A 24,384-nucleotide genomic window follows, 5' to 3' on the forward strand; every position below is an offset into this window, starting at 1 on the left:
TTTACCAAAGGCTGTATATACTGACAGTATTCACTGTATAGGTAACCAGCACTATGAGACCACTTACTGCACGTCAGGCCGAAATTTTACAGTTGCTGCGTGATTATCAGGCCGAAACCGGCATGCCACCGACCCGGGCGGAAATTGCCCGTCAACTTGGTTTTAAATCGGCCAATGCCGCCGAAGAGCATTTAAAAGCCCTGGCACGCAAAGGGGTGATTGAGATGTTGCCCGGTACCTCCCGCGGCCTGCGTATTATTGATGATGAAGAGGCGGCGCCAGAGCAACTGGGCTTGCCGTTAGTTGGCAAGGTTGCTGCGGGCCAGCCCATATTGGCGGCAGAAAATATTCAGGATCATTATCAACTGGATGCGCATTTGTTTAAGCCTCATGCTGATTTTTTGTTGCGGGTACAGGGCATGAGCATGCAGGATATCGGCATTCTGGATGGTGACTTGCTGGCGGTGCACAAGACCAATCGGGCGGAGCAGCGCCAGGTGGTGGTAGCTCGTGTTGGCGAGGAGGTCACTGTTAAGCGTTTCGAACGGCAGGGCAATACGGTGCTGCTGCATCCGGAGAATCAGGATTTCGACGTGATTCAGGTGGATCTCAGTCAGCAGGAGTTTCAGATTGAAGGCTTGGCAGTTGGCGTGATCCGAAATGGCAGTTGGCTGTAGGGAGTTGTGACAGCAACTTGCTAAGCTACTGACAGAAAAAATAGAAAGAGCGCTGGTACGACCACTTGGTTTTGCCGGCGCTTTTGCTATTTAGGGGTTTACACTGAGCGCGATTTGGATAATTCTTAGGCGAGAACTGGTGAAAAAATAAGTACCAAAAAAGGTATGGCTTCGGTTCCGTAAAACTTTGATAGTTGTCAAACCCAAGTTGGTTGTGTCAAAGCGTTGCGATAAATAATTACAATAAATTCAAATCAGCAATTGCGAAATGTCGGCATGGATTAGGGTAGTACCGTGTGCTTCGTTTCGGCAGTTTGCTTTTTGCAAAATGTCAGAGGAGAAGTAAACGTGGCGAAAACGAGAAGTTGGCGTTGGTCGCTACCGGCCTTGTTGTTGGCAGGCCAGGCTCATGCAACTGGATCTCAGTTTAACATGACCCCTGGAGTAACCGATATCAGTCAGCAGGTGTATGACCTGCATATGACGATTTTTTGGATCTGCTGCGCTATTGGTCTGGTGGTATTCACCGCGATGTTTGTGTCCATTATCCTGCATCGAAAATCCCGTGGCGTAACACCTGCCACTTTCCATGAAAGCACCAAAGTCGAGATCATCTGGACGGCGATTCCGGTGCTGATCCTGATTGTGATGGCGATTCCGGCAACCCGGGTGCTGATAGCGATGGAGGATACCAGTGACTCAGATGTAACTGTATTGATTACCGGCTCTCAGTGGCGCTGGCATTACGAGTATCTGGATTACGACATCGATTACTTCTCCATTTTGGCTACACCACGCGGTCAGATAGAAGGCCGTTTGCCAAAAGGGGAAAACTACCTGCTGGAAGTCGACCGTCCCTTGGTGATCCCAACCGGCAAGAAAATCCGTTTCCTGATGACCTCTGATGATGTGATTCACTCCTGGTGGGTGCCTGCTTTTGCCATCAAAAAAGATACCAACCCAGGCTTTATTAACGAAGCATGGACTCAGGTCAATGAGCCCGGTATTTACCGTGGTCAGTGTGCCGAGCTGTGTGGTATGGATCATGGCTTTATGCCGATTGTGGTGATTGCCAAAGAGCCAGACGACTTTGCCAAATGGGTCGAGCAGGAAGAAGCCCGTATTGCCGCCATTCGTGAAGAAGAGCAGCGCTTATTGGCGCTACGGATGAATATCGATGAGCAAATGGCGCTGGGTGAGCGGGTCTATCTGGCGCACTGCGCTGCCTGTCACCAACCAAATGGTACGGGTTTACCACCGATGTTCCCGGCATTAAAAGACAACCATGTTACCACGAAGGATCGTGCCGAGCACATCAAGGTGATGGTCGATGGCCGGCCTGGGACTTCGATGGCATCTTTTGCCCGTCAGCTTAGCTTGCGTGAGCTGACCTCAGTGATCACCTACACCCGTAACGCCTGGGGTAATGATACCGGCGATGTGGTGCAGGCGGTTGAAGTCTATGAGTACATGCAGGGCAAGGGGGAATAAGGCATGAGCACAGTAACCACTGCAGATCATCATGATGAGCATCATGATCACAAGCCAACCGGCATCAAACGATGGCTGTTTACCACCAATCACAAAGACATTGGCAGCCTGTATCTGATTTTTGCGCTGGCGATGTTTTTCTTAGGCGGTGCCATGGCCATGGTGATCCGGCTGGAGTTGTTCCAGCCCGGCTTGCAATTTGTCGACCCGCAATTCTTTAATCAAATGACCACCATGCATGGTTTGATCATGGTGTTCGGCGCTGTGATGCCAGCCTTTACCGGCCTGGCGAACTGGATGATCCCGATGATGATTGGGGCACCGGATATGGCGCTGCCACGGATGAACAATTGGAGTTTCTGGATCCTGCCATTTGCGTTTTTGATCCTGATTATCTCGATGTTTTTGCCGGGCGGCGGTCCTGATTTTGGCTGGACTTTCTATGCCCCGCTATCCACCACTTACAGCAATGACAGCACTGCATTGTTTGTGTTTGCGGTGCACATTATGGGGATTTCCTCCATCATGGGCGCCATCAACGTCATTGTGACCATCGTCAATATGCGGGCACCAGGCATGACCTGGATGAAGCTGCCACTCTTTGTCTGGACCTGGTTGATCACCGCTTTCCTGCTGATTATGGTGATGCCGGTACTGGCTGGTGTGGTGACCATGGTGTTGACTGATAAATACTTTGCCACCAGTTTCTTTGATGCGGCTGGTGGTGGTGATCCTGTGTTGTTCCAGCATATTTTCTGGTTCTTCGGTCACCCGGAAGTGTACATCATGATTTTGCCGGCCTTTGGTATTGTTTCAGCCATTGTCCCTACCTTTGCCCGCAAGAAACTGTTTGGTTATGCCTCCATGGTGTATGCAACTGCCAGTATCGCCATCTTGTCGTTTTTGGTCTGGGCGCACCATATGTTTACCACGGGTATGCCGGTGTTCGCGACGCTGTTCTTTATGTACACCACAATGTTGATAGCCGTGCCCACCGGGGTGAAGGTGTTCAACTGGGTGGCAACCATGTGGCGCGGTGCCATGACCTTTGAAGTGCCGATGATGTTTGCGCTGGCCTTTATCGTGCTCTTTACCATTGGTGGCTTGTCGGGCGTGATGCTGGCGATTACCCCGGCCGACTTCCAGTACCATGACACCTACTTTGTGGTGGCGCACTTCCATTACGTGCTGGTATCCGGTGCAGTCTTCTCCATCGTCGCAGCGGTCTATTACTGGCTGCCTAAATGGACTGGCCATATGTACGATGAGAAGCTTGGCCAACTGCATTTCTGGTGCTCGTTGATTTCGGTCAACCTGCTGTTCTTCCCGATGCACTTTGTCGGCCTGGCGGGTATGCCGCGCCGTATTCCGGACTATGCACTGCAATTTGCTGACTTCAATGCTTTTGTCAGCGTCGGTGGTTTCCTGTTTGGCTTGTCGCAATTGATCTTCCTTTGGGTGGTGATCAAGTGCGCGCGCGGTGGTGAGAAAGCCCCGGCTAAGCCATGGGAAGGGGCCGAAGGTCTGGAGTGGGAAGTACCGTCACCGGCACCTTACCATACCTTTGATACCCCACCTCAGGTGAAGTAGGAGACCGTTATGAATGCGAAGCACAGCACCCTGATTGGCAAGCTTAGCTTGTTGGTGGTCGCCATGTTTGCGTTCGGCTATGCCTTGGTGCCGTTGTACGACGTCTTTTGTGACATCACCGGCATCAATGGCAAAACGGCGTCCGAGCCGGTATCGGCTGAAGCGGCCATTATTGACACCAGCCGGGAGATCACCATTGAGTTTATCGCCCGGCCCAATCAACAGATGCCGTGGATCTTCAAGCCTGAAGTGCGCCGCATGCGAGTGCATCCGGGCGAGATCCACATTATGAACTATCTGGCAGAAAACCCGACCGGCCGTGCCATTGTTGGCCAGGCCGTTCCGTCAGTATCGCCGGGACAGGCAGCACTGTTCTTTCATAAAATTGAGTGCTTTTGCTTTACCCAGCAGTACCTGGCCGGTGGCAACGATATGCTGATGCCATTGCAGTTTTATGTCGATCCGGCACTGCCAGCACAGTTTAGTACCATTACGTTGTCTTATACCCTGTACGATGTCACCAACCAATGGCAGGACAGCGGTCAGGACACTGCAACAGAATTTGGGGAATAACAATGAATAACGAAGGCTACCAAAAGTATTATGTGCCCGATCAAAGCCCCTGGCCACTGGTGGGTGCCATTGCTTTGTTCTTTATTGCCTTAGGCGCTGGTTTCTTTGTCATTGATATGAGCAAAGATCAGAGCGGTTGGGGCGGTTATATGTTCCTGCTGGGTGTCGCGATTTTATTTGTGATGCTGTACGGCTGGTTTAAAAATGTGGTGGATGAGTCGATGGCTGGCTTGTACAGCCCACAGATGGATCGCTCCTTCAAGCAAGGCATGAGCTGGTTTATCGTGTCTGAGATCATGTTTTTTGCAGCGCTAATCGGGGCTTTGTTTTACGCCCGCTTTATCGCAGTACCCTGGTTGGGTGGCGCCAGCAATAACGAAATGACCGGTGCAATTTTGTGGCCGAATTTCGAAGCGGTCTGGCCCTTGCTTACTACGCCAGGCGGCACTGAAACTCAGGCGATGGGCTGGGGCTTACCACTGGTGAACACCATCATTCTGGTCACCTCATCGGTAACACTGCATTTTGCCCATACTGGTCTCGAGCAGAATAAACGCAAGCAACTGACCGGCATGCTGCTGCTTACCTTGATACTGGGGGTTATTTTCCTTGGCTTACAAGGTTATGAATACGTGCTTGCTTACCGGGATTTAGGGCTGCGTCTGGACTCAGGCATTTATGGCAATACCTTCTTTATCCTGACTGGTTTTCACGGCATGCACGTGTTCCTTGGTGCATTGATTCTGTTCTTTGTGCTGCTGCGTGTACTGAAAGGACACTTCACTCCAGAAAAGCATTTTGCTTTTCAGGCTGGCGCCTGGTACTGGCACTTTGTTGATGTGGTGTGGATCATCGTGTTTTGTTTGGTCTACGTGTTTTAACGGACCGGGGCAGCAGCCCCGGTGTACCCCTTACTTGTGAACGGAGTTTGGTGTTAATAAGGGCGGGGATTGGGTGTCAGGACACCTGTGGCGAGAGCCACCAGTATCAGCAGTAAAGCCAGTGCGGAAAACAACACCCGCTTTCCCAGAAACTGGCTCATGCGGACAGTGCCCTGTTCGCTACGTAACATGGTAAAGAGCGCACGGAACAAATTAAATACAATAAAGAGCAGTAGTGCGATGATGACAAGCTTTAACCACATAGTGTCTGATCTCCTGGATTGGTGCGATGCAATTTAGAGTAGCGGGTACATCCGTATCGGTGCATCCGGTCTGGTTCCTGATCACTTTGACGGTATTTGCCGTTTTAATCAAGCTTGGCTGGTGGCAACTGAGCCGCGCTAGCGAGAAAGCCAGTCAATTGCAACAATTGGCCAGCTGGCAGGCAGAAGGCCCACTCAACTGGCAACAATTGCGGCAGCTGCCATTGCCGGATGTCGATTTGGTGCAATTTGCCGACGAAGGCCGCTGGCTTGCCCCCATGGTCTGGCTGCAAGACAACAAGATGGTACAGGGACGCATCGGTTACGATGTGATTATTCCGGTGCAATTTAACCGTTTTGAGCCGCCGGTGCTGGTGAATCTGGGCTGGGTGGAAGCACCGCCAAACCGTACTGAGTTGCCTGAACTGACTATCCCAGAGCACTTGCCGATCCGTGGTGTGGTCAGAACCTCGTTTGGTAGTTTTCGTCTGGGGCAAAATCTGGAGGAAGGCGATAACTGGCCCATGCGTATTCAGCAAGTGGAACTGGATAGTGTCAACCCATACCTGCCAGAGCCGGCACTGGCTGCTGTGATTTACCAAATGGAAGCAAGCCCTTTTCTGCCCCATTATCAGCCGGTGGTGATGCCACCGGAAAAGCACCGGGGTTATGCCATCCAATGGTTCTTGCTGGCAGTTGCTGTGCTTGGCGTAGCCCTGGCTGCCAGTTTGCGTAAAGAGGACACCAATGAATAAAACGAAATTCCTGAGTATTTTCCTGCCACTCTGCTTGTTGCCTTTGCTACTGGCTAAGTTGGCACTGCATTTTGGTTGGTTTGAAGGCGGTACCGTCAGTAAAGGTGAGTGGATGCCGCAAGAGGTATTTGCACTGCCTGCTTTAGCAGCACACGAAAAGGTCTGGCGTTTAGCCGTAGTGCCGGCCGGTGAATGCGGGCAGCGCTGCGAGCTGGGGTTGCATACGGTGCAGCAACTCTTTATTGGGCTAGGTCGCAAGCAGGTGCAGGTACAGCCGGTGTTGCTGGCGGCGCTAGAAGACGAGGCAGTGTTGCAGCAGTACCCGGTATTCCAGCAACAAAACCCAATTCAGTCTGACACAGCTACCATTGAAAATTACATTGTAATTGTCGATGTGCAGGGGCTGGTGCTGCTGCGTTACCCACTGCCTGATGCGGAGCATGTACCGGCGGACATTGCCCGCGACATTCGCACCGATTTACTGAAACTGATGAACTACGATCGGATCCGGGTATGAACAAGACATTGCTGCAAAAACTGTCCACATGGACCATCCTGCTCACCATGGTGGTGATTATTCTGGGTGCTTATACCCGGCTAACCGATGCTGGCCTTGGCTGCCCGGACTGGCCCGGCTGTTATGGCTTTATCAAGGTACCAATGACAGAAAGCCGTATTGCTCAGGCTGAAATGGCCTTTCCTGAGCGGCCACTGGAGCCTTTTAAAGCCTGGAATGAGATGATTCACCGGTATTTTGCCGGTACTTTGGGCTTGATGATTGCTGCCATTTTCTTTATCAGCTGGTTTGGCAAACTCCGTGCTCCCCGGTTATTGCCCAGTGTGTTGGCGGTGTTGGTTATTTTTCAGGCTGCGCTGGGGGCCTGGACCGTTACGCTCAGCTTGCTGCCGATCGTGGTGATGGCGCATTTGATGGGGGGCTTCACGTTACTTTGTTTACTTGGTCTTTATTGGTTGCAGCTGCGCCCGGAGTTGTTGCAGGGCATGGAGCCGCAACTACAAAAATTAAAGCCGCTGGCAATACTGACGACCATAGTCGTGGCGCTGCAAATTGCTTTAGGCGGCTGGACCGCAGCCAACTATGCAGCGCTGGCCTGCCTGGAACTGCCGGTCTGCGAGCCGGGCTGGGCCAGCCGCTTGGCGCTGGGGGAGGCATTCAGCCTGCATCTTGGTTATGACGATTACGAATTTGGCGTGATGTCGCAGGACGCCAGACAAACCATTCATGCATTTCACCGCATTGGTGCTGGTATTACCTTGTTGATCACAGGGTTGTTCAGCTGGTTATTGTGGCAACAGGCGAAAACAGCCTTGATGAAAAAACTGGCGCTGGCGCTGGCGGCAATTTTACTGCTACAGTTTGTCTTGGGTGTATTGAACATTGTGCTGCACCTGCCCCTGCTGAATGCCGTGGCGCATAATTTTGTCGGAGCCAACTTATTGCTCTGTATGGTGGTGATTCTGTATCAACTCAGACACCGCACCAGGGAACAGGAGACTTGATCATGGCCATCGCCAAACAACTGAACCGGTATGCGCTTGGCAGCTGGCGTGATTATCTGGAGCTGACCAAGCCCAAGGTGGTGGCTTTACTGGTGCTGACGGCCTGGGTCGGCATGATGCTGGCAGTGCCTGGTCTGCCTGATTTGACCGTGATGCTGCTGGCAACACTGGGCATTGGGTTGCTGTCGGCTGCCGCTGCAGCCTTAAATCATGTTGTTGATCAGAAAATTGATGCCAAGATGGCGCGTACTCATAGCAGGCCGGTGGCCAAAGGCCGGATCAGCTCCAGTCAGGCCATTGCCTTTGCGCTGCTCTTGGCCAGCAGTGGCTTTGCCATGTTGTATCTGGGGGTTAATGCACTGACTGCCTGGTTGACCTTGCTTAGCCTGTTTGGTTATGCCGTGGTGTACACCATGTTTTTAAAGCGCGCCACACCACAGAATATCGTGATTGGAGGCCTGGCCGGTGCTATGCCGCCGCTGCTGGGCTGGACGGCAGTGACCGGGGAGTTGCATGGCTATGCACTCTTGCTGGTGATGATTATTTTCACCTGGACGCCGCCTCATTTCTGGGCGCTGGCGATTCACCGCCGCGATGATTACGCCAAGGTCAACATGCCGATGCTGCCGGTCACCCATGGCATCGAGTTCACCAAGAGCGCTATTTTACTGTACACCATCATGCTGTTTATTGTCTGCCTCCTGCCTTATGTGGTGGGCATGACCGGGCTGATTTATCTGGTTGGGGCCTGTTTGCTGAATCTTCGTTTTATGCAGCACGCCTGGCGCTTAAAGTTTGCTGATAGCACCGGCCAGGCGATGGCGATGTTCCGCTTTTCCATTGTTCATTTGATGGTACTTTTTCTGGTACTCTTACTGGACCACTATCTGAAAATAGCACCAATTTATGGCCAATAAAATCCTCTTTCCACTGATTGCAGTGCTGGCATTGGTTGCCGGCTTTGTCGGCTATCATTTCTTGCAGCCCAGTCATACACCGGAGCATACTTTGTTGTACCCGCAGCCTAGGGTGTTGGCTGATTTTCAGCTGACCAGCCATACCGGCTCTGCTGTCACCCGGGAGCAGCTCTATGGTCAGTGGACCCTGGCTTTTGTCGGCTATACCTATTGCCCGGATATCTGCCCGCTAACACTGGCGCAACTGGCTGGTTTGCATGATGAGCTGCAACAGCATGTACCGGAACCGCTGAACATCTGGTTTGTGTCGGTGGATCCTAATCGCGACACGCCACAGCAAATGGCCAGCTATGTGCAGTATTTTCAGCAAGCGGCCATTACCGGGGTAACGGCCGGCCATGATCAACTGTTTCCTTTTGTACGTCAGTTAGGGCTGATGTATGCCATGTCCAGCACCACGGATGAGCACTACCTGGTCGATCACAGTGCTTCCATTGTGCTGATCAATCCCAAAGGTCAGCTGGTGGCGATGTTCAAGCCAGAACTGGTGGAAGGGCGGGTACCGACAGTGCGCAGCGAGGACTTGCTGGCCGATTTCCCCTGGGTGATCCGCCAGCTGGCCCGCAGCTAATCGGATTGCTTTGCCGGGGCTCTAGGCTGTTCGGCTTCGCTGGCAAATAACACCAAATCAACCAAACGGGTGACTGGCCAGCGTGAGTCGATGCCACCCTTGATTTGTAAATGCAAAAGTACGGCAGCAAGTTCAGCGGGCTCCTCGCCGAATAGGTCAATAGCGACATAAGAATGCGCTTGCAAGCGCTCTGGTCTTTCTTCAGGGTAATGCACCCGAATAACTCCCTGCTCTGCAGCTGTCTGCTCAGGCAGCGCTATGCTAACCCAATTCAAGCGTGTAAGCCTGCGTAGCAACAAATCGATGAAACTTGCCTGCTGCTCAAGCGATTCCAGTTTGGTCAGTGCTTCCTGAAAGCGCACTGCTATGCCTTCAATGGCAAGTGGGCGCAGAAATAAAGCTTCAGCTGTTGGGGTATCATCCAGCATTAGACAGTAGTTTGGCGAAAACAAGGCTGGCGGCAGGGCGGGGTGCCCAGAGCGCGCAGACAAAGATTCCGCGCGTGTGCAGTGGAAGTAGGTTCGTTCAGCCTCCGCCGCTTTGGGCCCTGCTAAATCGGCATACAAGATGTGCTCGGCGCTTCGGATAATGTCTGGTTGGTAGCTGGGGCCAAAATCTCCTTGTTGCAGATAATTCCACCAGTCATCGTAAAGGGCCAGCTCCTGGTTCATAAAGAACCGAAGCCCATGAAAGGACAGTTGATTGTCTTGTCGTAAGCCGGGCGTGATAGAAGTCCATGCATTGTTTGCCGCAGGTGAAAGCCAAAAGCGACGGCTGGCACGATACAATACCGCATCGGCTAAAGCGACTTTGTCTGCATCAGGTGTGCGCTGCATGGTTCGCACTAATTGCCGCATCACACGAGCGCTTTGCTGGCTGTGCAGGATTAAACTGCCGGCATCAGGCTCGCGGTTTGCCATCAGACAATAGCGGGGATGGTAACGGACATCGTTCCCGGCGTCTTTAGCATGTACGGAAAACGCAGCGCGTTCAGTGCGCTGGCAATAAGGTGAGCTAGCATCCAAGGTGGGCGAGCTGAGTACAAGTAACAGCAGGTAGAGTGTCATTCACACGTCCTTGTGTGCGGCCATTAATCGCTGGAGCGACCAAATAACCAGGGCTGGGAATACCAGTAGAAATAACCGCGTTTGCTGATGGAAGGTACGGTGCAGTTGTAACGACTACGGCCGCGGTTCACCGGTTTACTGGCGGTGGCAATAAAGGTTTGGCCATCGTCCAGCCAATCCGGCTCGATCACTTCCATACCGGCATAACAGCGCAGCTGCGAGGGCCGGAAATCTTCTACCTGCAGGCGCAGCGACAGGGTCGGTGGGTTGTGTTCGCTGCTTACCATTGGATCGGCTTGCACATGCTCCAGGATGGTAAAGGGCAAGGTACGCAGTTTCTGCGCTAAATCCGACATTTCAGCAAAACGCCCGGCGGCTGGAAAACGCGGTACCCGGGTGAGTTTGGTGGTTGGGCCGACCGCGCCTGATTGCTGGCCAATGCCGATAAAACCCAGTTCTTTCACCAAAGCTTCCAGTTTCGGGCTGAATTCACCATAGGGATAGGCCAGAAACCGGTGGCTTTGGCCGGTTTCTTCTTTAATGCGCTGCTCCGCATCCAGAATGGTTTGCCGCATCCGCTTAAGCCAGTCGGCTTCGGACTCCCCCGGCTCTGGCTGGGCCATTTTCTCATGGTGCATCGCATGGTTGGCCACCAGCACACCATCGTCGCTCATGCGGCGGATTTGCTCCCAGCTCATTACCGGGCCAGTGCGGTTATCAATATCACCAGGGCTGATAAAGATGGTGTACGGCATGCCAAACTCCATCAAAATCGGGTGCGCTGCAGTGTAGTTGTTGGCATAACCATCATCAAAGGTAATGGCTACTGCATTGTGCGGCACAGGCTCACCGGACTGCAGTTTGCTGAGCAGCACATCGAGCCCTACCACGTCAAAACCATGCTCTTGCAAATGGGTCAGGTGCTGGCGCAGTTCGTCTTCGGTGGTACTACTGACTCTGGGGGTATCTTCAGCAATATGATGATAGATCAAAATCACCGCAGCCCTGGCAGGCAGCAGTACCGTCAGCCCAAGCAGCAAAAGGGCAAACAGAGTAGATCTCATGGCTACACCTCTGAAGCAAAGTTAGTAATAAGAATGCTCACCGCGTTGATGCTCAGTAATGTCTTTGACGCCGGTTAACTCGCCGGCAAATCGATTCAGCAGTTCCTTTTCGATGCCTTCTTTTAAGGTTAAGTCAACCTGAGCACAGCCATTGCAGCCACCGCCAAATTGCAACACAACAACACCTTCATCACTCAGCTCTACTACGCGGACGTTGCCGCCGTGATTGGCCAGTTGCGGGTTGATCTCGGCATCAATCATGTACTGCACCCGCTCACGCAGCGGCGCATTGTCATTCACCTTACGAACTTTGGCATTCGGCGCTTTTAGTGTCAGCTGTGAGCCCATCTGATCGGTAACAAAATCGATTTCAGCATCCACCAAAAAGGGCTGGCTTTCGGCATCTATCACAGCGGCAAAACCATTGAAAGGCAACTGCTGATCGCTTTCTTCCACTGAATCGGGTGGACAGTAAGACACACCGCATTCCGCGCTGGGCGTGCCCGGGTTGACCACGAAGACGCGAATATGAGTACCCGCTGGTTGCTTCTCCAGCAGTTTAACAAAGTGGCTTTGTGCACTTTCAGAAATGGAAATCATCGGTAGTACCTGACTAATTTACTAGGTTATAACCTATCATACTCTTCCTTGGCAGTGGTTTCCAGCCCGGCTTGAGTTTGCCGTGGCTTTATTGGACACTATAGACAGCCACTTTAGAGAGTTTGCCATGAAAAAAATTCTGCTTGTTCTGCTGCTTACCTGTAGTTTACCTGCACTTGCTGTCTGGCCGGATACTTCTTTTGATGCTGAGGTACCAAAGCCTGATCAGACAGCAGGCTTTGCGATGGGCGAGTGGCACTGGCGGCATGATCAGATCCAGCACTATTTTGAGCGTTTAGCGGCCCATTCACCGCTGGCTACTTTGCAGGTGATAGGCTACAGCCATGAACGCCGGCCTTTGCTGCAGTTGGTGGTTTCATCCGAACAAAACCTGGCTCGGTTGGATAGCATTCGCCAGCAAAATCTGGCGCAAAGTCAGGGTCAAACGCTGGCAGAAGATGCGCCCGTAGTCGTCTGGCTAGGCTATGGGGTACACGGTAATGAACCCAGTGCGGCCCATGCGGCTGTGGCGCTGGCGTATTACCTGACGGCGGCACAAAGCACTGAGGTGCAGCAGTGGCTGGATGAAGCGGTGATCATTATTCAGCCCAGTCTGAACCCGGACGGGCATGATCGCTTTTCGCATTGGGTCAATATGCATCGGGGTAAGACACCGGTAGCCGATCCGCAGCACCGCGAGCATGTCGAGCCCTGGCCCAATGGTCGCCCCAACCATTACTGGTTTGATTTAAACCGGGACTGGTTGCTGCTGCAACATCCGGAAAGTCAGGCCCGGATCAGCGAGTACCATCGCTGGTTACCACAGGTCTTGGGGGATTTTCATGAAATGGGCACCAACAGCACCTATTTTTTCCAGCCGGGGATCCCCAGTCGCAATTACCCGCTGACACCCGAGCGCAATTTTGAACTGACCCGCACCTTGGCAGAGTTCCATGCCGCAACTCTGGATCAGGCGAAAGAGCTGTATTACACCGAAGAAAGTTTTGATGACTTTTACATTGGCAAAGGCTCCACCTACCCGGATGTGACCGGTGGTATTGGTATTTTGTATGAGCAGGCCAGCAGCCGCGGCCATGTGCAGGAGTCCATCCATGGGCTCTTGACCTTTGAACGGACCATTCGTAATCAGTTGCTGACGTCGTTATCAACCATCCGCGGCGCGGTGGAATACCGGGTTGAGTTGCAGCGCTATCAGCAGGATTTTTTCCGCCTCGGTCAAACTGAAGCTCGGCAGGAAAATTTTCGTGGTTACATGCTAACCGAGGCGGAGGATAAAAGCCGGCTGCATGCACTGCTTCGGCTGTTGCGCCAGCATCAGATTGAGGTCTATCCACTGCAACGCGACTGGCAGGATGGTCAGTACAGCTACAAGGCGGGGGAAAGTTATTTTGTCCCCTTGCAACAAGCCCAGTATCGGCTGCTAAAAGGCGCTTTTAGTACCCGCAAAAATTTCCCGGACAATACCTTTTACGATGTATCCAGCTGGACTTTACCTTACGCCTACAACATCGAGTATCGTCAGGTACAGCGTGATCCGGCCAGAGCCCTGGCCAATGAGCCTTGGGTTGAAGTCGTTCAGTCTGTGCCGGCACCAGAGGCTGGTGCTTATGCCTATGCGTTTGGCTGGCAAGATCAGCAGGCCCCTTTATTGCTGCAGGCGCTGCTGGCTGAAGGCGTGGTGGCCAGAATGGCTCAGGCTGATTTTACAGCCATCAGCAGTGACGGTCCTCAGTCGTTTGTTGCTGGCTCAGTGCTGATCCCGGCGGGTTTACAGCAAGAGCCTGATTGGTTTGCCCGTTTGCAAGCAGCTCAGCAGCGCTTTGCGTTGCCGGTCTTTGCCATTCAAACGGGTTTAACGCCAGCAGGCAGTGATCTTGGTAGTTTCCGTTTTGTGCCGGTGCAGTTGCCTCAGGTGCTGCTGATTGCCGGGCCTGGTATTAATTCGACCGAAGCGGGTGAGCTTTGGTACAACCTGGAACGTTTGGCAGGGATCTCACCGAGTATGGTAGAACCTGAGCGTTTTAGTCGCATTGATTTAAGCCGTTACAGCCACATCATCTTGCCAGATGGCAGCTACCAACAATGGAACAGTGCTGAGCAAGAAGCACTCCGGCGCTGGTTGAATGACGGGGGGATTCTTTGGGGGCAAAAACGCGCGGTGAGCTGGCTGGTGCAGCATGAGTTGCTGCAGGCTCAGGTTTGGCAACCGGCGGAAATGAACCGGATGATTTCCCACCAGCAGCTCAGATACAGTGATCAGGAAGCGCTGGCTGCCCGACAACGCATTGCCGGAGCTATTTTTGAAGCAGAGCTGGATCGCAGCCATCCGCTTACCTTTGGCTTGCCGCGTGATCGCCTGCCCTTGTTTAAAAATAGCACCTTGCTGCTGCAACCCTCGCACGCTCCTTTTGTAAATGTCGCGCTGTACAGTGAGCAGCCACATCTGGCTGGCTATACAGCACCGGAGCTGGTACCGCGCATTGGCCAGGCCGCGGCCTTACTGGCACACAACCATGGCCGGGGGCGGGTGATTGCGATGACGGATAACCCGGTTTTCCGGGGCTACTTTAAAGGCTCCAGCCGATTGTTGGTCAATGCTATTTACCTGGGGCACAGCTTCAATACCCGGTTGCAAGCGGAAGAGGACGAATAAAGCAGGTGTGCCGTCAAAAGCGACAAGGATGGCGTTACAAGACGGCGACTAATGTTGTCGCCTGTCTTTGGCGGTAATGGCTAAGGTCCAGAGCTGAACCGGCGCGGCTCCCCCTTGCTGCAGGCAACGGCACGCCTGTTGCAAAGTACTGCCTGTGGTGATGACATCATCGACCAGCGCGATCTGGCCAAGTTGTGTCAGCTGTGTGCGAAAGGCCGGGTTTAATTGAAACAGTCGTTTGGTGTTGTGCTGGCGTTGCCAGCGTTTTAATTGCCGCTGATGCAGCCCACTGCGCTGACGTTGCAGCAGCGGCAACACCGGGATCTGCCAGGCTTTTGCTAACACCTCAGCTAACAGTTTTGCCTGATTGAAACCCCGGGCCAGATAACGCCGGGTTGGCATCGGGATGTAGCACAGGCAATCCGGTAGCGGAAAACCTGCTGCCTGATACTGCGTTGCCAACTGATGAAATTGCTGCTGCAGCCAGTGGCCGGCAGCCAGCTGCTGTTGGAGCTTCCATTGGCTGATGGCATAATCGTAAGGCGGTTGGTACCAGCTTAAGCTAAGCAAGCGCTCAGCATGCAGTTTAGGTAAGCCTTGTTGCACAGCGGGTAGCCACAGCAAATTACCTTGATAAAAGACGATATCAAAGCCAGGCAAGGCGTGTTGGCAGCAACTGCACATTTGTTGTCCGGCCTGATGCACCGGCAAGTCGCACCACAGACAGCGGTTCGGCATCAGCTGGTGCAGGATTTTTTGTAACATAAATGTTTATCTGGCGTTTATTTTGGAGTATGGAACAGGTGAGCGAGCAGAGCAAGCCGGACTTGGTATTACTGCATGGCTGGGGAATGAATCAGGCGGTTTGGCTGCAATGGTTAGCGCTTTTGCAGCGCGACTGGCAGGTAAATACGCTGGATTTGCCCGGTTTCGGGCTGAGCAAAAACTGCCCTGAACCCTATGCTTTGGCGGCACTGGCTGAGCAGTTGCAGCCACAACTGCCGGCCAAAGCTGTGCTGTGTGGCTGGTCATTGGGAGGCCTGGTTGCGATTGAGTTAGCCAAACGCTACCCGCAGCAGGTGCAGGCATTGGTATTGTTGGCCTCCACGCCTTGTTTTATGGCACAAGCCGACTGGCCCGGCATGTCGGCGCGCATCTTCAGCCAGTTTCAGCAGCAGCTCAGCCACAACATCCCGTTGACTATTCAGCGCTTTCTGGCGATTCAGGCGATGGGCAGCCCTAGTGCCAAAGACGATATCAAGCAGCTGCGACAGGCCATTTTGCAGCTGCCCGAACCGCAGCAAGTAGCTGTGGTGGGTGGCCTGGAACTGCTGCAATCCTGTGATCTGCGTGCGGAACTGGCACGGCTCCAGGTGCCGGTATTTGCTGGTTTTGGCCGGTTGGATACATTGGTCCCAATTGCAGTGCAGCCTGCCTTGCAACAGCTGATGCCCGCTGTTCAGACGCATTGTTTTCCCCATGCTTCGCACGCGCCTTTTATTTCGCACCCTGTCGAAAGTGCCGCCTGGTTACGGCAGATCCAGCAGCAATTACCGGCTTAATTGGCCCCACACACTTTATTTTTTACCCGAAATGGTTAATAATTAACCATTGCAGTCCGATAAAATGAGGTGCCTATGAACATCCAATCGGCTTTTGCTTCCGGCATGCAAGGCTTGCAGTCGGCCAGCGATGGTGTGACCCAGAGCACACTCAATATCAACCGGCAAACCCAGCGCCAGGCTGATCCTGCAGCCAATACTGAGGCCGCGCAAAATGCTCAGCAACCAGTTCAAGCGGCCTCAACTTCGTTGCCAAGCCTGGAAGCCAGCCTGGTGGATCTTACTGTGCAGCAACGATTGGCAGAAGCCAATGTCCGTTCCATTGAAACAGCCAGCAGTGTGCTCGGCACCTTGATTGATACCAAGGCTTAGTCGTTATGCTGATCACCTCGCACTATCCCAATGTTAGCCTGAATACCGCCAATCCAGCGACGGAAATGGCGCGTCGGGATAATCAGCGACGGGATCTGTTTGAACCGGTACAGGAAGCCGCCAAGAACTCGGCAGAAAAGCCGATTGCCAGCGACGACAAAGCGAAGCAACAGCAGCCTCCTGCTAGTAATAATTTGCAGCGTAACGAGCAAGCGGATACTGAAACTGGTGCTGCGGTTCGTGGTCGGGAGCAGGATGCAGAGCGGGATCAAGAAAGTCGTTCTAAGGATGAACAACAGCGTCAGCAAGAGCGTGCTGAGCAGCAGGAGCTGCGTGAGCTGCAGGCGCGCGATCGTGAAGTCCGTGCCCACGAACAAGCACATGCAGCGGTGGGCGGCCAATACGCCAGTGCGCCTACTTACACTTATGAGCGCGGCCCGGACGGCAATCAATACGCTGTAGGCGGTGAAGTACAAATTGATCTGTCTGAGATCCCCGGCGACCCGCAGGCTACCGTGCAAAAAATGCAGCAAGTACGCGCTGCGGCTTTGGCCCCAGTGGAGCCTTCAGCTGCCGATCGGCGTATTGCCGCAGACGCCAGCCGACGTATGCTGGCAGCCAGAGCCGAGATGGCCAAAGAAGCGATAAGCCGCAGTAATGAGCCCTCAACACCGCGCCGGGCGATGGCCGATACGTCTGCCGAAGAGCAGATCCGGGTGCCAGCAGCCAATACGGCTGCAGCGTCTGACAAAGAAACGCTGCAACGGCGTAATGACGTCATTGCCGGGTTTTACCAGCAAGCCACCAGGCCCTCGCTGACTAGTCTGCGTCAACAAGTCTAATCGACTGCTTTACCGGGCATTAGCCACTGCCCGGTTTTTATCGTTGTTACTTTTTCAGTTTCGCCAGTGCGTCGGCAAAGGCATTGCCCATGGCGGCGTTGGCTGGGGCTGCAGCCTTGGCCGGCTTGGCGGCACGGGGCTGCTGGTTTTTGCCTTTGCTGGCGGGGGCTTTCGCTGTTGAGGCCTGGCCTGGCTGCTCGTCCATCCGCATGGTGAGTGCAATGCGCTTGCGCTCTTTATCCACATCCAGCACTTTCACCTTAACGATATCCCCGGCTTTCACCACCTTGTGCGGATCACTGACAAAGGTATCGGACAAGGAGGAGATATGCACCAGGCCATCCTGATGCACGCCGATATCGACAAAGGCACCAAAGTTGGTGACGTTGGTGACCACGCCTTCCAGCAGCATGGCAGGTTTTAAGTCGTCGATGGTAGTGACGCCTTCTTTGAAGCTGGCCATTTTAAACTCTGGCCGGGGATCCCGGCCGGGTTTTTCCAGCTCAGCTAAAATGTCGCTGATGGTCGGAATGCCAAAGTGAGCATCGGCAAAGTCGTCCGGCTTCAGTTTGCTGATAAAGTCGCTGTTGCCGAGAATGTCCTGCACCGATTTTTGGTGCTGGGCCAGAATCTTTTCAACCACCGGGTAGGCTTCCGGGTGCACGCCGGAGGCATCCAGCGGATTATCACCGGCACTAATGCGCATAAAGCCGGCGGCTTGTTCAAAGGCTTTGGGCCCGAGCCGGGCTACTTTGAGCAACTCTTTGCGGTTGCTAAAACGGCCATGTTGCTCACGGTGCAGCACGATGTTTTGTGCCAGGGTTTTATTCAAGCCTGCCACCTTGCTCAGTAAAGGAACCGAGGCGGTATTCAAATCAACACCGACCGCGTTCACACAGTCTTCGACCACGGCCTCCAGCGATTTGCTGAGCAGGCTCTGGTTGACATCGTGCTGATACTGGCCCACCCCGATGGCTTTGGGTTCAATTTTCACCAGCTCTGCCAGCGGGTCTTGTAAGCGCCGGCCGATGGAAACCGCACCGCGGTAGGAGACATCCAGATCCGGAAATTCCTGGGCAGCAAACTCAGAGGCTGAATAGACCGAAGCGCCGGCTTCCGATACCATGATTTTGGTGAGTTTGAGTTCCGGATGTTTTTTCATCAGCTCGGCTACTAACTGGTCGGTTTCACGCGACGCGGTGCCATTACCAATCGCCACCAGCTCTGGTTTGAATTGCTGACACAGATTTTGCAATGTGCGCAGGGACTTGTCCCAGTGATTTTGCGGCGCGTGTGGGAAAATGGTCTGGCTGCTCAGCAGCTTGCCGGTTTCATCCAGCATCACCACTTTCACGCCGGTACGCAGGCCCGGATCCAGCGCCATGGTCGGGCGCAGGCCGGCCGGTGCGGCCATCAGCAAGTCTTTCATATTGCGGGCAAATACCTGAATGGCTTCAGCTTCAGCGCGCTCACGTAGCTCGCTCAGCAGATCATTTTCCAGGTGCAGGTGCAGTTTGACTTTCCAGGTCCATTGCGCGACGGTCTGCAAAAAAGCATCCGCTGGGCGACCTTCATTGCTCAGGTTAAAATGGCTGGCGACCAGTGCAATGCAGCGCTGGTGCGCTTCGGTTTCATCGCTGTCCGGCAGCAGTTGCAACTGCAGGAAACCTTCGTTGCGGCCGCGGAACATCGCCAGCGCCCGGTGTGAGGGCAGTTGCCGCCATAACTCACTGTGCTCAAAATAATCGCGGAATTTGGCACCTTCTTTTTCTTTACCGGCCACCACGCTGCTTTTGAGGACGCCATGCTGGCTGAGCTGCTGACGTAACCGGGCCAACAGGTTGGCATCTTCGGCAAAGCGTTCCATCAAAATGTACTTCACGCCATCCAGCACGGCTTTGCTGTCGCTGTAACCGGCTTCAGGGTTCAAAAAGCGGTCTGCTTCCTGCTCCGGATTCAGGTTCGGGTTGGCCAGCAACGCATCGGCCAAAGGTTCAAGGCCTGCTTCAATTGCCATCTGGCCTTTGGTGCGGCGCTTCGGCTTAAAGGGCAGGTACAAATCTTCCAGCCGGGTTTTGTTATCGGCCGCAAGAATATCTTGTTGCAGTTCAGGGGACAGTTTGCCCTGTTCGGCGATGGTTTTTAAAATCAGCTGACGCCGCTCTTCCAGTTCGCGCAAGTACGACAGCCGCTGTTCCAGCGTACGTAACTGGGTGTCATCCAGGCCACCAGTGACTTCTTTGCGGTAACGAGCGATAAAAGGCACGGTGGCGCCGTCGTCCAGCAATTGAATGGTGGCATGCACCTGTTCGGGGCGAGCGGCGATTTCAGCAGCGATTTGTTGTTCAAGCTTGATGGTCATGCATGTTTCCTATGGCCAGCTTTCAGAATCAAAACTGGCGGTCACAAAATAATTGGGATGAATTGTCCCTGTTCTTCAGAAAAAAATCCAATGGCAATTGCTCAGCTGCCGTCTTCTGCATCAACCCGGTACTCGATGCGATTGATAATCCAGTTTTTCCGGCCGGTCGGTGTCGGCACCTGCACCTCATCATCGATTTGCTTGCCGAGCAAGGCGCGGGCCATCGGTGCATCGATGGAGATGTAATCCCGCCGGCCATAGATTTCATCCGGGCCTACGATGCGAAAACAGCGTACTTCGCCGTCGTCGTTCTCCACCTCGACCCAGGCACCAAAAAACACCTTGCCCTCTTGCTCAGGTGCGTAATCCACCGCCTTGAGTACTTCCAACCGCTTCCGAATAAAACGGACCCGGCGGTCAATGTCACGCAGTTGCTTTTTGTTGTACTGGTAATCTGCATTCTCGCTACGATCACCAAGACTGGCCGCCCAACTGACTTTTTGTGTTACTTCGGGGCGTTTTACCCGCCACAGCTGGTCCAGCTCTTGTTGCAGCTTCAGGTAACCTTGCCGGCTGATTAAGTTGGTTCTCATGCGAAGCCCGGTTGTTGCCAATGAACAGATCCTGCTTCATGGGGGCATTACCACTCAATTTAAAGCCTTCGCTGGCGGTAAACCGGCATCTGGTCACAAAGTTTACTCCACAACATGGATTGTACAAAAAATAAACTATAATTAGAGTGAGATTGGGAGGTACCTGCAGATGAAAAAGACGATACTATCGATATGCTCTATAGCGTTGTTGAGTGCAAGTGGCTGTTCGTCAGTGACTCAGCCAGATTATGTCTGGGTGATGGATTACGAGCAAATGCGCCTGGTAGAAGCGGCCAATCGCAACAGCTCTTTGCCGAACCAGATGCACTGGGTGAATCCACCGATGAAGCGAATCCCCCGGGCTGAATACGAGCGAATGCGGCAGCAGTAAAGACGGACAGAAAAACTTTGTAACACTGTTTTCAAACCCGGGGCTCTTCCCCGGGTTTGTTTTGGTTTATAGTGGAAAAAAAGTGACAGGGTGCCTGGGCATGACCACGGAAACGACAAAAATTCTGGTAGTGGATGACGACGTGCGCTTGCGTGCATTGCTGGAGCGCTATTTGGTGGAGCAGGGCTTCCAGGTGCGGGCGGTGGCTGATTATGACCAGATGCAGCGGGTGATGGAGCGTGAACACTTTCATCTGATGGTGCTGGATCTGATGCTGCCTGGCGAAGATGGCTTAAGTATTTGCCGCAAGTTGCGCCAGCAGGAAAACCAAATCCCGATTATTATGTTAACGGCCAAAGGCGATGAAGTAGACCGTATTATTGGCCTCGAGATGGGGGCCGATGACTACCTGCCCAAACCCTTTAACCCACGCGAGTTACTGGCACGGATCCGGGCGGTTCTCAGGCGCAAAAGCAAAGAGCTGCCGGGTGCGCCATCGCAAGAGGAGACCATCGTCGCTTTTGGTCCCTTCCGCTTTAATCTGGCAACCCGTGAAATGCGTAAAAACGATGAGGTGCTGCCACTGACCAGTGGGGAGTTTGCCGTGCTCAAAGTGCTTGTCAGCCATCCGCGTGAGCCCTTGTCACGCGATAAATTGATGAATCAGGCGCGTGGCCGCGACTATTCCGCAATGGAACGGAGCATTGATGTGCAGGTGTCCCGGTTGCGGCGCATGCTGGAAGATGATCCGGCGCATCCGCGCTATATCCAGACGGTCTGGGGGTTGGGCTATGTGTTTGTACCGGATGGTGCGGTCAGTAAATGAGATTACTGCCCCGTAGCGCCTTTGGTCAGACCGTCTTACTGATTGGCCTCTTGTTGTTGATTAACCAACTGGTGTCCTATGTCACCGTGGCTTTTCATGTGATTAAACCCACGGCGCAGCAAATCAACCACCTGATTGCCAAGCAAATCAAAGTAGTTTTTATTGACCACGATCAAGCGGAACCGCTGCTGACAGAAGCCATGGCCAGACGCTTTCAGGATGCGACTGATATTGAGGTCTACCCCGATGCATTAGCACTGGAGCATGGCTTACAACAAGCCCGCTTTTATCAGTTTATGTCGACTGCGATGTCGGAAGAGCTGGGCGGGCCAGCGGAGGTCAGAATCGAGCAGGGCCAGCAGCTGGCCTTTTGGGTGCGGGCGCCACAGGCACCGGACTTTTGGATCCGCATTCCATTGTCCGGGCTGGATGAAAGCAGCTTTTCCTTACTGACGTTTTATTTGCTGATGATAGGGGTGCTCAGTGTGGCTGGCGGTTGGTGGTTTGCCCGCACTCTGAACCGGCCACTGAAAAGTCTGCAGCAGGCAGCGTTGCGTGTTGGCCGGGGGGAAATCCCCGAACCGCTGGCAGAAAAGGGCTCCAGTGAAATTCGCGCAGTGACCCGCGCTTTTAATCAAATGGCCACCGGCATTAAGCATCTGGAGCAGGACAGAGCCTTGCTGATGGCCGGGGTGTCGCACGACTTACGCACACCGCTGACCCGAATTCGGTTGGCCAGCGAAATGCTGCCAGAGCAGGATGCCTGGATCCGAGATGGCATTATCAATGATATCGAGGATATGAATGCCATCATCGATCAGTTTATGGACTACATTCGGCATCACAAGGATGAAGCTTTGCAATCCCTGTGTCTGAATGACTTGATTGATGAGCTGCTGGAGTCCGAACATTTGCAGCAGCGGCAGTTGTTGCATGAATTGGCAGCGGATTTACCAAAGGTCCCGCTCAGGCGCATTGCCATGAAGCGGGTATTGAACAATCTGCTGGAAAATGCCTTGCGTTACAGTACCGGTGATATTGAAATCAGCACCGGCTTTGAGCGGGGCCGGCGCATGGTTTACCTGCAGGTACGCGACCATGGCCCTGGTATTCCTGAAGCCAGTATGAAGGCTATGCTTGAACCCTTTACTCAGGGCGATATAGCCCGGGGCTCAGGTGGCTCCGGGCTTGGACTTGCCATCATCAAAAAGATTATCGACATGCACCATGGTGAGATCACCCTGCACAACCACGCTCATGGCGGCCTGGTGGTGCGGGTGTATTTGCCACTCAAAGCCAAAGCGGTGAACTAGTTCACCCTGACAGGCTCAGGATTCAATGGATTGCAACAAGTCCTGTAAATCGGCTGCATCAAACCGGTAGTTGGTCAGGCAATATTCGCATTGAATATTCAGCTGGCCCTCTGCCTGGTGTTCCCGGATGGCATCGGCGCCCAGATTGACAATAGCCGATGCACACTTTGCGCGGGAGCAGCCACACTCAAAGCGGACGGGTTGCAGCGGGAAAGCTTCTACCTGTTCCTGATGAAACAAGCGATGCACCACTTCAGCCGCTGGCAAATTCAGCAGCTCATCGGCGGTGATGGTATCGGCCAGGATCACCAGCTCGTCGAAGTCCTGGCGCGACTTTTCCTGCTCAACCGGTAACACCTGCAACAACATACCCGCCGCTTTGACTTGTTCGGATTGCACATCGGTAAATAAATACACCCGGGTTGGTAATTGCTCGGACTGGATAAAATAGGCTTCCAGCGTCTCTTTTAAGCTGTCGCCAGTCAGCGGAATAATGCCCTGATAGCGCTCCCCCTGCTTCGGGGTGATGGTGACCAGCAAATAGCCATCGCCAACCAGAGCTTTTAAGCCTTCGCCCTGAACTTCCGACTGCATTCGTACCACACCACGGAATACCTGTTGATCGCTGCCATTGACGGTGGCATAGCGGACAGGGCCATCGCCTTGCAATTGTACCGAAATATCCCCTTCAAACTTCAGGGTGGCGGTCAGCAGACTGGTAGCTGCCACCATTTCGGCCAACAGCTGTTTGACCGGGTAAGGGTAATCGTGGTTTTGCAGCATTTGCTGCAAGCTGGCAGCTAAATCGACGATTTCACCGCGCACATTGCGTTCTTGAAACAAAAAACGGAATAAAGTATCTGAACTCATCATCTTTCTCATTGCTGGGATTTAATCAGCAGCAATTGCCGCCGCATTTTCTTGTCGGGCTTGGTGTCCGGGTGCGGCGCAAATAAGCTGTTGGTTTTGCGCAGCTCAGCCCGCTCTTGCCGGATGGCCAGACTGTCGCTGGTTTCTTCGTACAGCGCCTGGGCCAAGGGGGCCGACAGTCGCTTTTCAGCCAGGCCTTTGACCAGCACGGTTTTCTCATCATAGCCCTGGGCCAGTTTAATGGTAGCACCAATCTCAACCAGCTTACTGGCTTTGCAGCGCTGGCCATTGTAATGCACTTTGCCGCCATCGATCATGTTTTTGGCCAGGGTTCGGGTTTTGTAAAAGCGGCAGGCCCACAGCCACTTGTCCAGCCGGACAGTTGGCAACTCCTGGCTTACTGGCTTGTTCATCATAATCCTCTGGTCGCTTGCGCTCATCTGTTATACAGTAGGCCAATCACGACAATTTCACAGTTAACAAGCTGTGAAACTTTGTCGAGCCCCTTGTTGTCTGAGTGACAACTCAGTAAGATGAGCCGTCACCTAT

At 53.4% G+C, this 24,384-nt stretch carries 26 protein-coding genes; 17 read left to right on the top strand and 9 right to left on the bottom strand.

Going from position 1 to position 24,384, the window contains the following annotated elements; translation table 11 throughout:
* The first annotated feature begins 53 nt into the window (after positions 1-53).
* From lexA to QWY20_RS12175, 5 genes are all read left to right on the top strand, one after another.
* Positions 54-677 (top strand): transcriptional repressor LexA, encoded by a 624-nt coding sequence (gene lexA / locus QWY20_RS12155; protein WP_330129280.1) that lies wholly within the window; start codon positions 54-56, stop codon positions 675-677.
* A gap of 348 nt (positions 678-1,025) precedes the next feature.
* Positions 1,026-2,168, top strand: coding sequence for a cytochrome c oxidase subunit II (coxB, locus tag QWY20_RS12160; protein ID WP_456237683.1), 1,143 nt, complete (start codon positions 1,026-1,028; stop codon positions 2,166-2,168).
* Positions 2,169-2,171: 3 nt separating this feature from the next.
* Entirely contained in the window at positions 2,172-3,758 is a 1,587-nt protein-coding gene (ctaD, locus tag QWY20_RS12165; protein ID WP_091344006.1) for a cytochrome c oxidase subunit I, read from the top strand.
* A gap of 9 nt (positions 3,759-3,767) precedes the next feature.
* The gene (locus tag QWY20_RS12170; RefSeq protein WP_330129281.1) at positions 3,768-4,331 is read left to right on the top strand and encodes a cytochrome c oxidase assembly protein; all 564 of its coding nucleotides are present in this window, start codon (positions 3,768-3,770) and stop codon (positions 4,329-4,331) included.
* A 2-nt stretch (positions 4,332-4,333) separates the two neighbouring features.
* The gene (locus tag QWY20_RS12175) at positions 4,334-5,212 is read left to right on the top strand and encodes a cytochrome c oxidase subunit 3 (RefSeq protein ID WP_330129282.1); all 879 of its coding nucleotides are present in this window, start codon (positions 4,334-4,336) and stop codon (positions 5,210-5,212) included.
* A 53-nt stretch (positions 5,213-5,265) separates the two neighbouring features.
* Here the strand turns inward: QWY20_RS12175 and QWY20_RS12180 are convergent, their stop codons facing one another.
* Positions 5,266-5,475, bottom strand: a complete 210-nt coding sequence (locus tag QWY20_RS12180) for a DUF2909 domain-containing protein (protein WP_091344010.1) — start codon at positions 5,473-5,475, stop codon at positions 5,266-5,268.
* A 26-nt stretch (positions 5,476-5,501) separates the two neighbouring features.
* Between QWY20_RS12180 and QWY20_RS12185 the strand changes: the two genes are divergently transcribed.
* The 5 genes from QWY20_RS12185 to QWY20_RS12205 are packed head-to-tail and all read left to right on the top strand — an operon-like array spanning position 5,502 to position 9,299.
* Complete coding sequence (locus QWY20_RS12185; RefSeq protein WP_330129283.1) at positions 5,502-6,230, top strand: SURF1 family protein; 729 nt, start codon at positions 5,502-5,504, stop codon at positions 6,228-6,230.
* Positions 6,223-6,747, top strand: coding sequence for a hypothetical protein (locus QWY20_RS12190; protein WP_330129284.1), 525 nt, complete (start codon positions 6,223-6,225; stop codon positions 6,745-6,747). The genes QWY20_RS12185 and QWY20_RS12190 overlap by 8 nt, the downstream gene beginning before the upstream one ends.
* On the top strand, positions 6,744-7,751 hold the full coding sequence (locus QWY20_RS12195) for a COX15/CtaA family protein (protein ID WP_330129285.1): 1,008 nt from the start codon (positions 6,744-6,746) through the stop codon (positions 7,749-7,751). Before QWY20_RS12190 ends, QWY20_RS12195 begins: the two co-directional genes overlap by 4 nt.
* Positions 7,752-7,753: 2 nt before the next feature.
* On the top strand, positions 7,754-8,668 hold the full coding sequence (gene cyoE, locus QWY20_RS12200; protein WP_330129286.1) for a heme o synthase: 915 nt from the start codon (positions 7,754-7,756) through the stop codon (positions 8,666-8,668).
* Positions 8,658-9,299, top strand: a complete 642-nt coding sequence (locus QWY20_RS12205) for an SCO family protein (RefSeq protein WP_330129287.1) — start codon at positions 8,658-8,660, stop codon at positions 9,297-9,299. The genes cyoE and QWY20_RS12205 overlap by 11 nt, the downstream gene beginning before the upstream one ends.
* On the opposite strand, the gene QWY20_RS12210 is transcribed toward QWY20_RS12205, so the two are convergent.
* Genes QWY20_RS12210 through nfuA form a run of 3 tightly spaced genes read right to left on the bottom strand, consistent with a single transcriptional unit; the run spans position 9,296 to position 12,030 of the window.
* Positions 9,296-10,366: a hypothetical protein gene (locus QWY20_RS12210; protein ID WP_330129288.1), complete on the bottom strand. Its 1,071-nt coding sequence runs from the start codon at positions 10,364-10,366 to the stop codon at positions 9,296-9,298. The two genes, QWY20_RS12205 and QWY20_RS12210, sit on opposite strands and share 4 nt — an antisense overlap.
* A gap of 23 nt (positions 10,367-10,389) precedes the next feature.
* Complete coding sequence (locus QWY20_RS12215; RefSeq protein ID WP_330129289.1) at positions 10,390-11,430, bottom strand: polysaccharide deacetylase family protein; 1,041 nt, start codon at positions 11,428-11,430, stop codon at positions 10,390-10,392.
* A gap of 21 nt (positions 11,431-11,451) precedes the next feature.
* The gene (gene nfuA, locus QWY20_RS12220; RefSeq protein WP_330129290.1) at positions 11,452-12,030 is read right to left on the bottom strand and encodes a Fe-S biogenesis protein NfuA; all 579 of its coding nucleotides are present in this window, start codon (positions 12,028-12,030) and stop codon (positions 11,452-11,454) included.
* A gap of 127 nt (positions 12,031-12,157) precedes the next feature.
* Between nfuA and QWY20_RS12225 the strand changes: the two genes are divergently transcribed.
* Positions 12,158-14,704 carry a M14 family zinc carboxypeptidase gene (locus QWY20_RS12225; protein WP_330129291.1) on the top strand — a complete coding sequence of 849 codons (2,547 nt, stop codon included), beginning with the start codon at positions 12,158-12,160 and terminating at the stop codon, positions 14,702-14,704.
* 48 nt (positions 14,705-14,752) lie between these two features.
* Here QWY20_RS12225 and QWY20_RS12230 read toward each other — a convergent pair whose 3' ends face one another.
* The gene (locus tag QWY20_RS12230; RefSeq protein ID WP_330129292.1) at positions 14,753-15,469 is read right to left on the bottom strand and encodes a ComF family protein; all 717 of its coding nucleotides are present in this window, start codon (positions 15,467-15,469) and stop codon (positions 14,753-14,755) included.
* Between the two features lie 2 nt (positions 15,470-15,471).
* Here QWY20_RS12230 and bioH point away from each other — a divergent pair, with 2 nt between their 5' ends.
* The 3 genes from bioH to QWY20_RS12245 all read left to right on the top strand — a co-directional run bounded on the left by bioH (position 15,472) and on the right by QWY20_RS12245 (position 17,480).
* Entirely contained in the window at positions 15,472-16,266 is a 795-nt protein-coding gene (gene bioH, locus QWY20_RS12235; RefSeq protein ID WP_330129293.1) for a pimeloyl-ACP methyl ester esterase BioH, read from the top strand.
* Positions 16,267-16,341: 75 nt separating this feature from the next.
* Complete coding sequence (locus QWY20_RS12240) at positions 16,342-16,638, top strand: excinuclease ATPase subunit (RefSeq protein WP_330129294.1); 297 nt, start codon at positions 16,342-16,344, stop codon at positions 16,636-16,638.
* A 5-nt stretch (positions 16,639-16,643) separates the two neighbouring features.
* Positions 16,644-17,480 carry a putative metalloprotease CJM1_0395 family protein gene (locus QWY20_RS12245; protein WP_330129295.1) on the top strand — a complete coding sequence of 279 codons (837 nt, stop codon included), beginning with the start codon at positions 16,644-16,646 and terminating at the stop codon, positions 17,478-17,480.
* A 46-nt stretch (positions 17,481-17,526) separates the two neighbouring features.
* Here QWY20_RS12245 and QWY20_RS12250 read toward each other — a convergent pair whose 3' ends face one another.
* Both QWY20_RS12250 and greB read right to left on the bottom strand, forming a co-directional pair.
* Positions 17,527-19,842, bottom strand: a complete 2,316-nt coding sequence (locus QWY20_RS12250) for a Tex family protein (protein WP_330129296.1) — start codon at positions 19,840-19,842, stop codon at positions 17,527-17,529.
* A gap of 101 nt (positions 19,843-19,943) precedes the next feature.
* Positions 19,944-20,435 (bottom strand): transcription elongation factor GreB, encoded by a 492-nt coding sequence (gene greB, locus QWY20_RS12255; protein ID WP_330129297.1) that lies wholly within the window; start codon positions 20,433-20,435, stop codon positions 19,944-19,946.
* Positions 20,436-20,667: 232 nt separating this feature from the next.
* On the opposite strand from greB, the gene QWY20_RS12260 reads away from it, so the two are divergent.
* The 3 genes from QWY20_RS12260 to envZ all read left to right on the top strand — a co-directional run bounded on the left by QWY20_RS12260 (position 20,668) and on the right by envZ (position 22,965).
* Positions 20,668-20,826, top strand: coding sequence for a hypothetical protein (locus QWY20_RS12260; RefSeq protein WP_330129298.1), 159 nt, complete (start codon positions 20,668-20,670; stop codon positions 20,824-20,826).
* Between the two features lie 100 nt (positions 20,827-20,926).
* Positions 20,927-21,652, top strand: coding sequence for an osmolarity response regulator transcription factor OmpR (ompR, locus tag QWY20_RS12265; protein ID WP_330129299.1), 726 nt, complete (start codon positions 20,927-20,929; stop codon positions 21,650-21,652).
* Positions 21,649-22,965: a two-component system sensor histidine kinase EnvZ gene (gene envZ, locus QWY20_RS12270; protein ID WP_330129300.1), complete on the top strand. Its 1,317-nt coding sequence runs from the start codon at positions 21,649-21,651 to the stop codon at positions 22,963-22,965. The genes ompR and envZ overlap by 4 nt, the downstream gene beginning before the upstream one ends.
* 15 nt (positions 22,966-22,980) lie before the next feature.
* Here the strand turns inward: envZ and hslO are convergent, their stop codons facing one another.
* Both hslO and hslR read right to left on the bottom strand, forming a co-directional pair.
* A complete protein-coding gene (hslO, locus tag QWY20_RS12275) occupies positions 22,981-23,835 on the bottom strand; it encodes an Hsp33 family molecular chaperone HslO (RefSeq protein WP_330129343.1) in 855 nt (284 codons plus the stop codon).
* A gap of 8 nt (positions 23,836-23,843) precedes the next feature.
* Positions 23,844-24,248 (bottom strand): ribosome-associated heat shock protein Hsp15, encoded by a 405-nt coding sequence (gene hslR / locus QWY20_RS12280; RefSeq protein ID WP_330129301.1) that lies wholly within the window; start codon positions 24,246-24,248, stop codon positions 23,844-23,846.
* Positions 24,249-24,384: the final 136 nt, after the last annotated feature.

The sequence above is a fragment of the Alkalimonas cellulosilytica genome, assembly GCF_036325985.1.
In the GTDB taxonomy this organism is placed as follows: Bacteria; Pseudomonadota; Gammaproteobacteria; order Enterobacterales; family Alteromonadaceae; genus Alkalimonas; species Alkalimonas cellulosilytica.

What these genes read in the sequence shown, in the direction of transcription:
- lexA (WP_330129280.1), top strand. Translation starts at nt 54, where the DNA reads ATGAGACCACTTACTGCACGTCAGGCCGAAATTTTACAGTTGCTGCGT.
- ctaD (WP_091344006.1), top strand. Translation starts at nt 2,172, where the DNA reads ATGAGCACAGTAACCACTGCAGATCATCATGATGAGCATCATGATCAC.
- QWY20_RS12170 (WP_330129281.1), top strand. Translation starts at nt 3,768, where the DNA reads ATGAATGCGAAGCACAGCACCCTGATTGGCAAGCTTAGCTTGTTGGTG.
- QWY20_RS12175 (WP_330129282.1), top strand. Translation starts at nt 4,334, where the DNA reads ATGAATAACGAAGGCTACCAAAAGTATTATGTGCCCGATCAAAGCCCC.
- QWY20_RS12180 (WP_091344010.1), bottom strand. Translation starts at nt 5,475, where the DNA reads ATGTGGTTAAAGCTTGTCATCATCGCACTACTGCTCTTTATTGTATTT.
- QWY20_RS12185 (WP_330129283.1), top strand. Translation starts at nt 5,502, where the DNA reads ATGCAATTTAGAGTAGCGGGTACATCCGTATCGGTGCATCCGGTCTGG.
- QWY20_RS12190 (WP_330129284.1), top strand. Translation starts at nt 6,223, where the DNA reads ATGAATAAAACGAAATTCCTGAGTATTTTCCTGCCACTCTGCTTGTTG.
- QWY20_RS12195 (WP_330129285.1), top strand. Translation starts at nt 6,744, where the DNA reads ATGAACAAGACATTGCTGCAAAAACTGTCCACATGGACCATCCTGCTC.
- cyoE (WP_330129286.1), top strand. Translation starts at nt 7,754, where the DNA reads ATGGCCATCGCCAAACAACTGAACCGGTATGCGCTTGGCAGCTGGCGT.
- QWY20_RS12205 (WP_330129287.1), top strand. Translation starts at nt 8,658, where the DNA reads ATGGCCAATAAAATCCTCTTTCCACTGATTGCAGTGCTGGCATTGGTT.
- QWY20_RS12210 (WP_330129288.1), bottom strand. Translation starts at nt 10,366, where the DNA reads ATGACACTCTACCTGCTGTTACTTGTACTCAGCTCGCCCACCTTGGAT.
- QWY20_RS12215 (WP_330129289.1), bottom strand. Translation starts at nt 11,430, where the DNA reads ATGAGATCTACTCTGTTTGCCCTTTTGCTGCTTGGGCTGACGGTACTG.
- nfuA (WP_330129290.1), bottom strand. Translation starts at nt 12,030, where the DNA reads ATGATTTCCATTTCTGAAAGTGCACAAAGCCACTTTGTTAAACTGCTG.
- QWY20_RS12225 (WP_330129291.1), top strand. Translation starts at nt 12,158, where the DNA reads ATGAAAAAAATTCTGCTTGTTCTGCTGCTTACCTGTAGTTTACCTGCA.
- QWY20_RS12230 (WP_330129292.1), bottom strand. Translation starts at nt 15,469, where the DNA reads ATGTTACAAAAAATCCTGCACCAGCTGATGCCGAACCGCTGTCTGTGG.
- bioH (WP_330129293.1), top strand. Translation starts at nt 15,472, where the DNA reads ATGTTTATCTGGCGTTTATTTTGGAGTATGGAACAGGTGAGCGAGCAG.
- QWY20_RS12240 (WP_330129294.1), top strand. Translation starts at nt 16,342, where the DNA reads ATGAACATCCAATCGGCTTTTGCTTCCGGCATGCAAGGCTTGCAGTCG.
- QWY20_RS12245 (WP_330129295.1), top strand. Translation starts at nt 16,644, where the DNA reads ATGCTGATCACCTCGCACTATCCCAATGTTAGCCTGAATACCGCCAAT.
- QWY20_RS12250 (WP_330129296.1), bottom strand. Translation starts at nt 19,842, where the DNA reads ATGACCATCAAGCTTGAACAACAAATCGCTGCTGAAATCGCCGCTCGC.
- greB (WP_330129297.1), bottom strand. Translation starts at nt 20,435, where the DNA reads ATGAGAACCAACTTAATCAGCCGGCAAGGTTACCTGAAGCTGCAACAA.
- ompR (WP_330129299.1), top strand. Translation starts at nt 20,927, where the DNA reads ATGACCACGGAAACGACAAAAATTCTGGTAGTGGATGACGACGTGCGC.
- envZ (WP_330129300.1), top strand. Translation starts at nt 21,649, where the DNA reads ATGAGATTACTGCCCCGTAGCGCCTTTGGTCAGACCGTCTTACTGATT.
- hslO (WP_330129343.1), bottom strand. Translation starts at nt 23,835, where the DNA reads ATGAGTTCAGATACTTTATTCCGTTTTTTGTTTCAAGAACGCAATGTG.
- hslR (WP_330129301.1), bottom strand. Translation starts at nt 24,248, where the DNA reads ATGAACAAGCCAGTAAGCCAGGAGTTGCCAACTGTCCGGCTGGACAAG.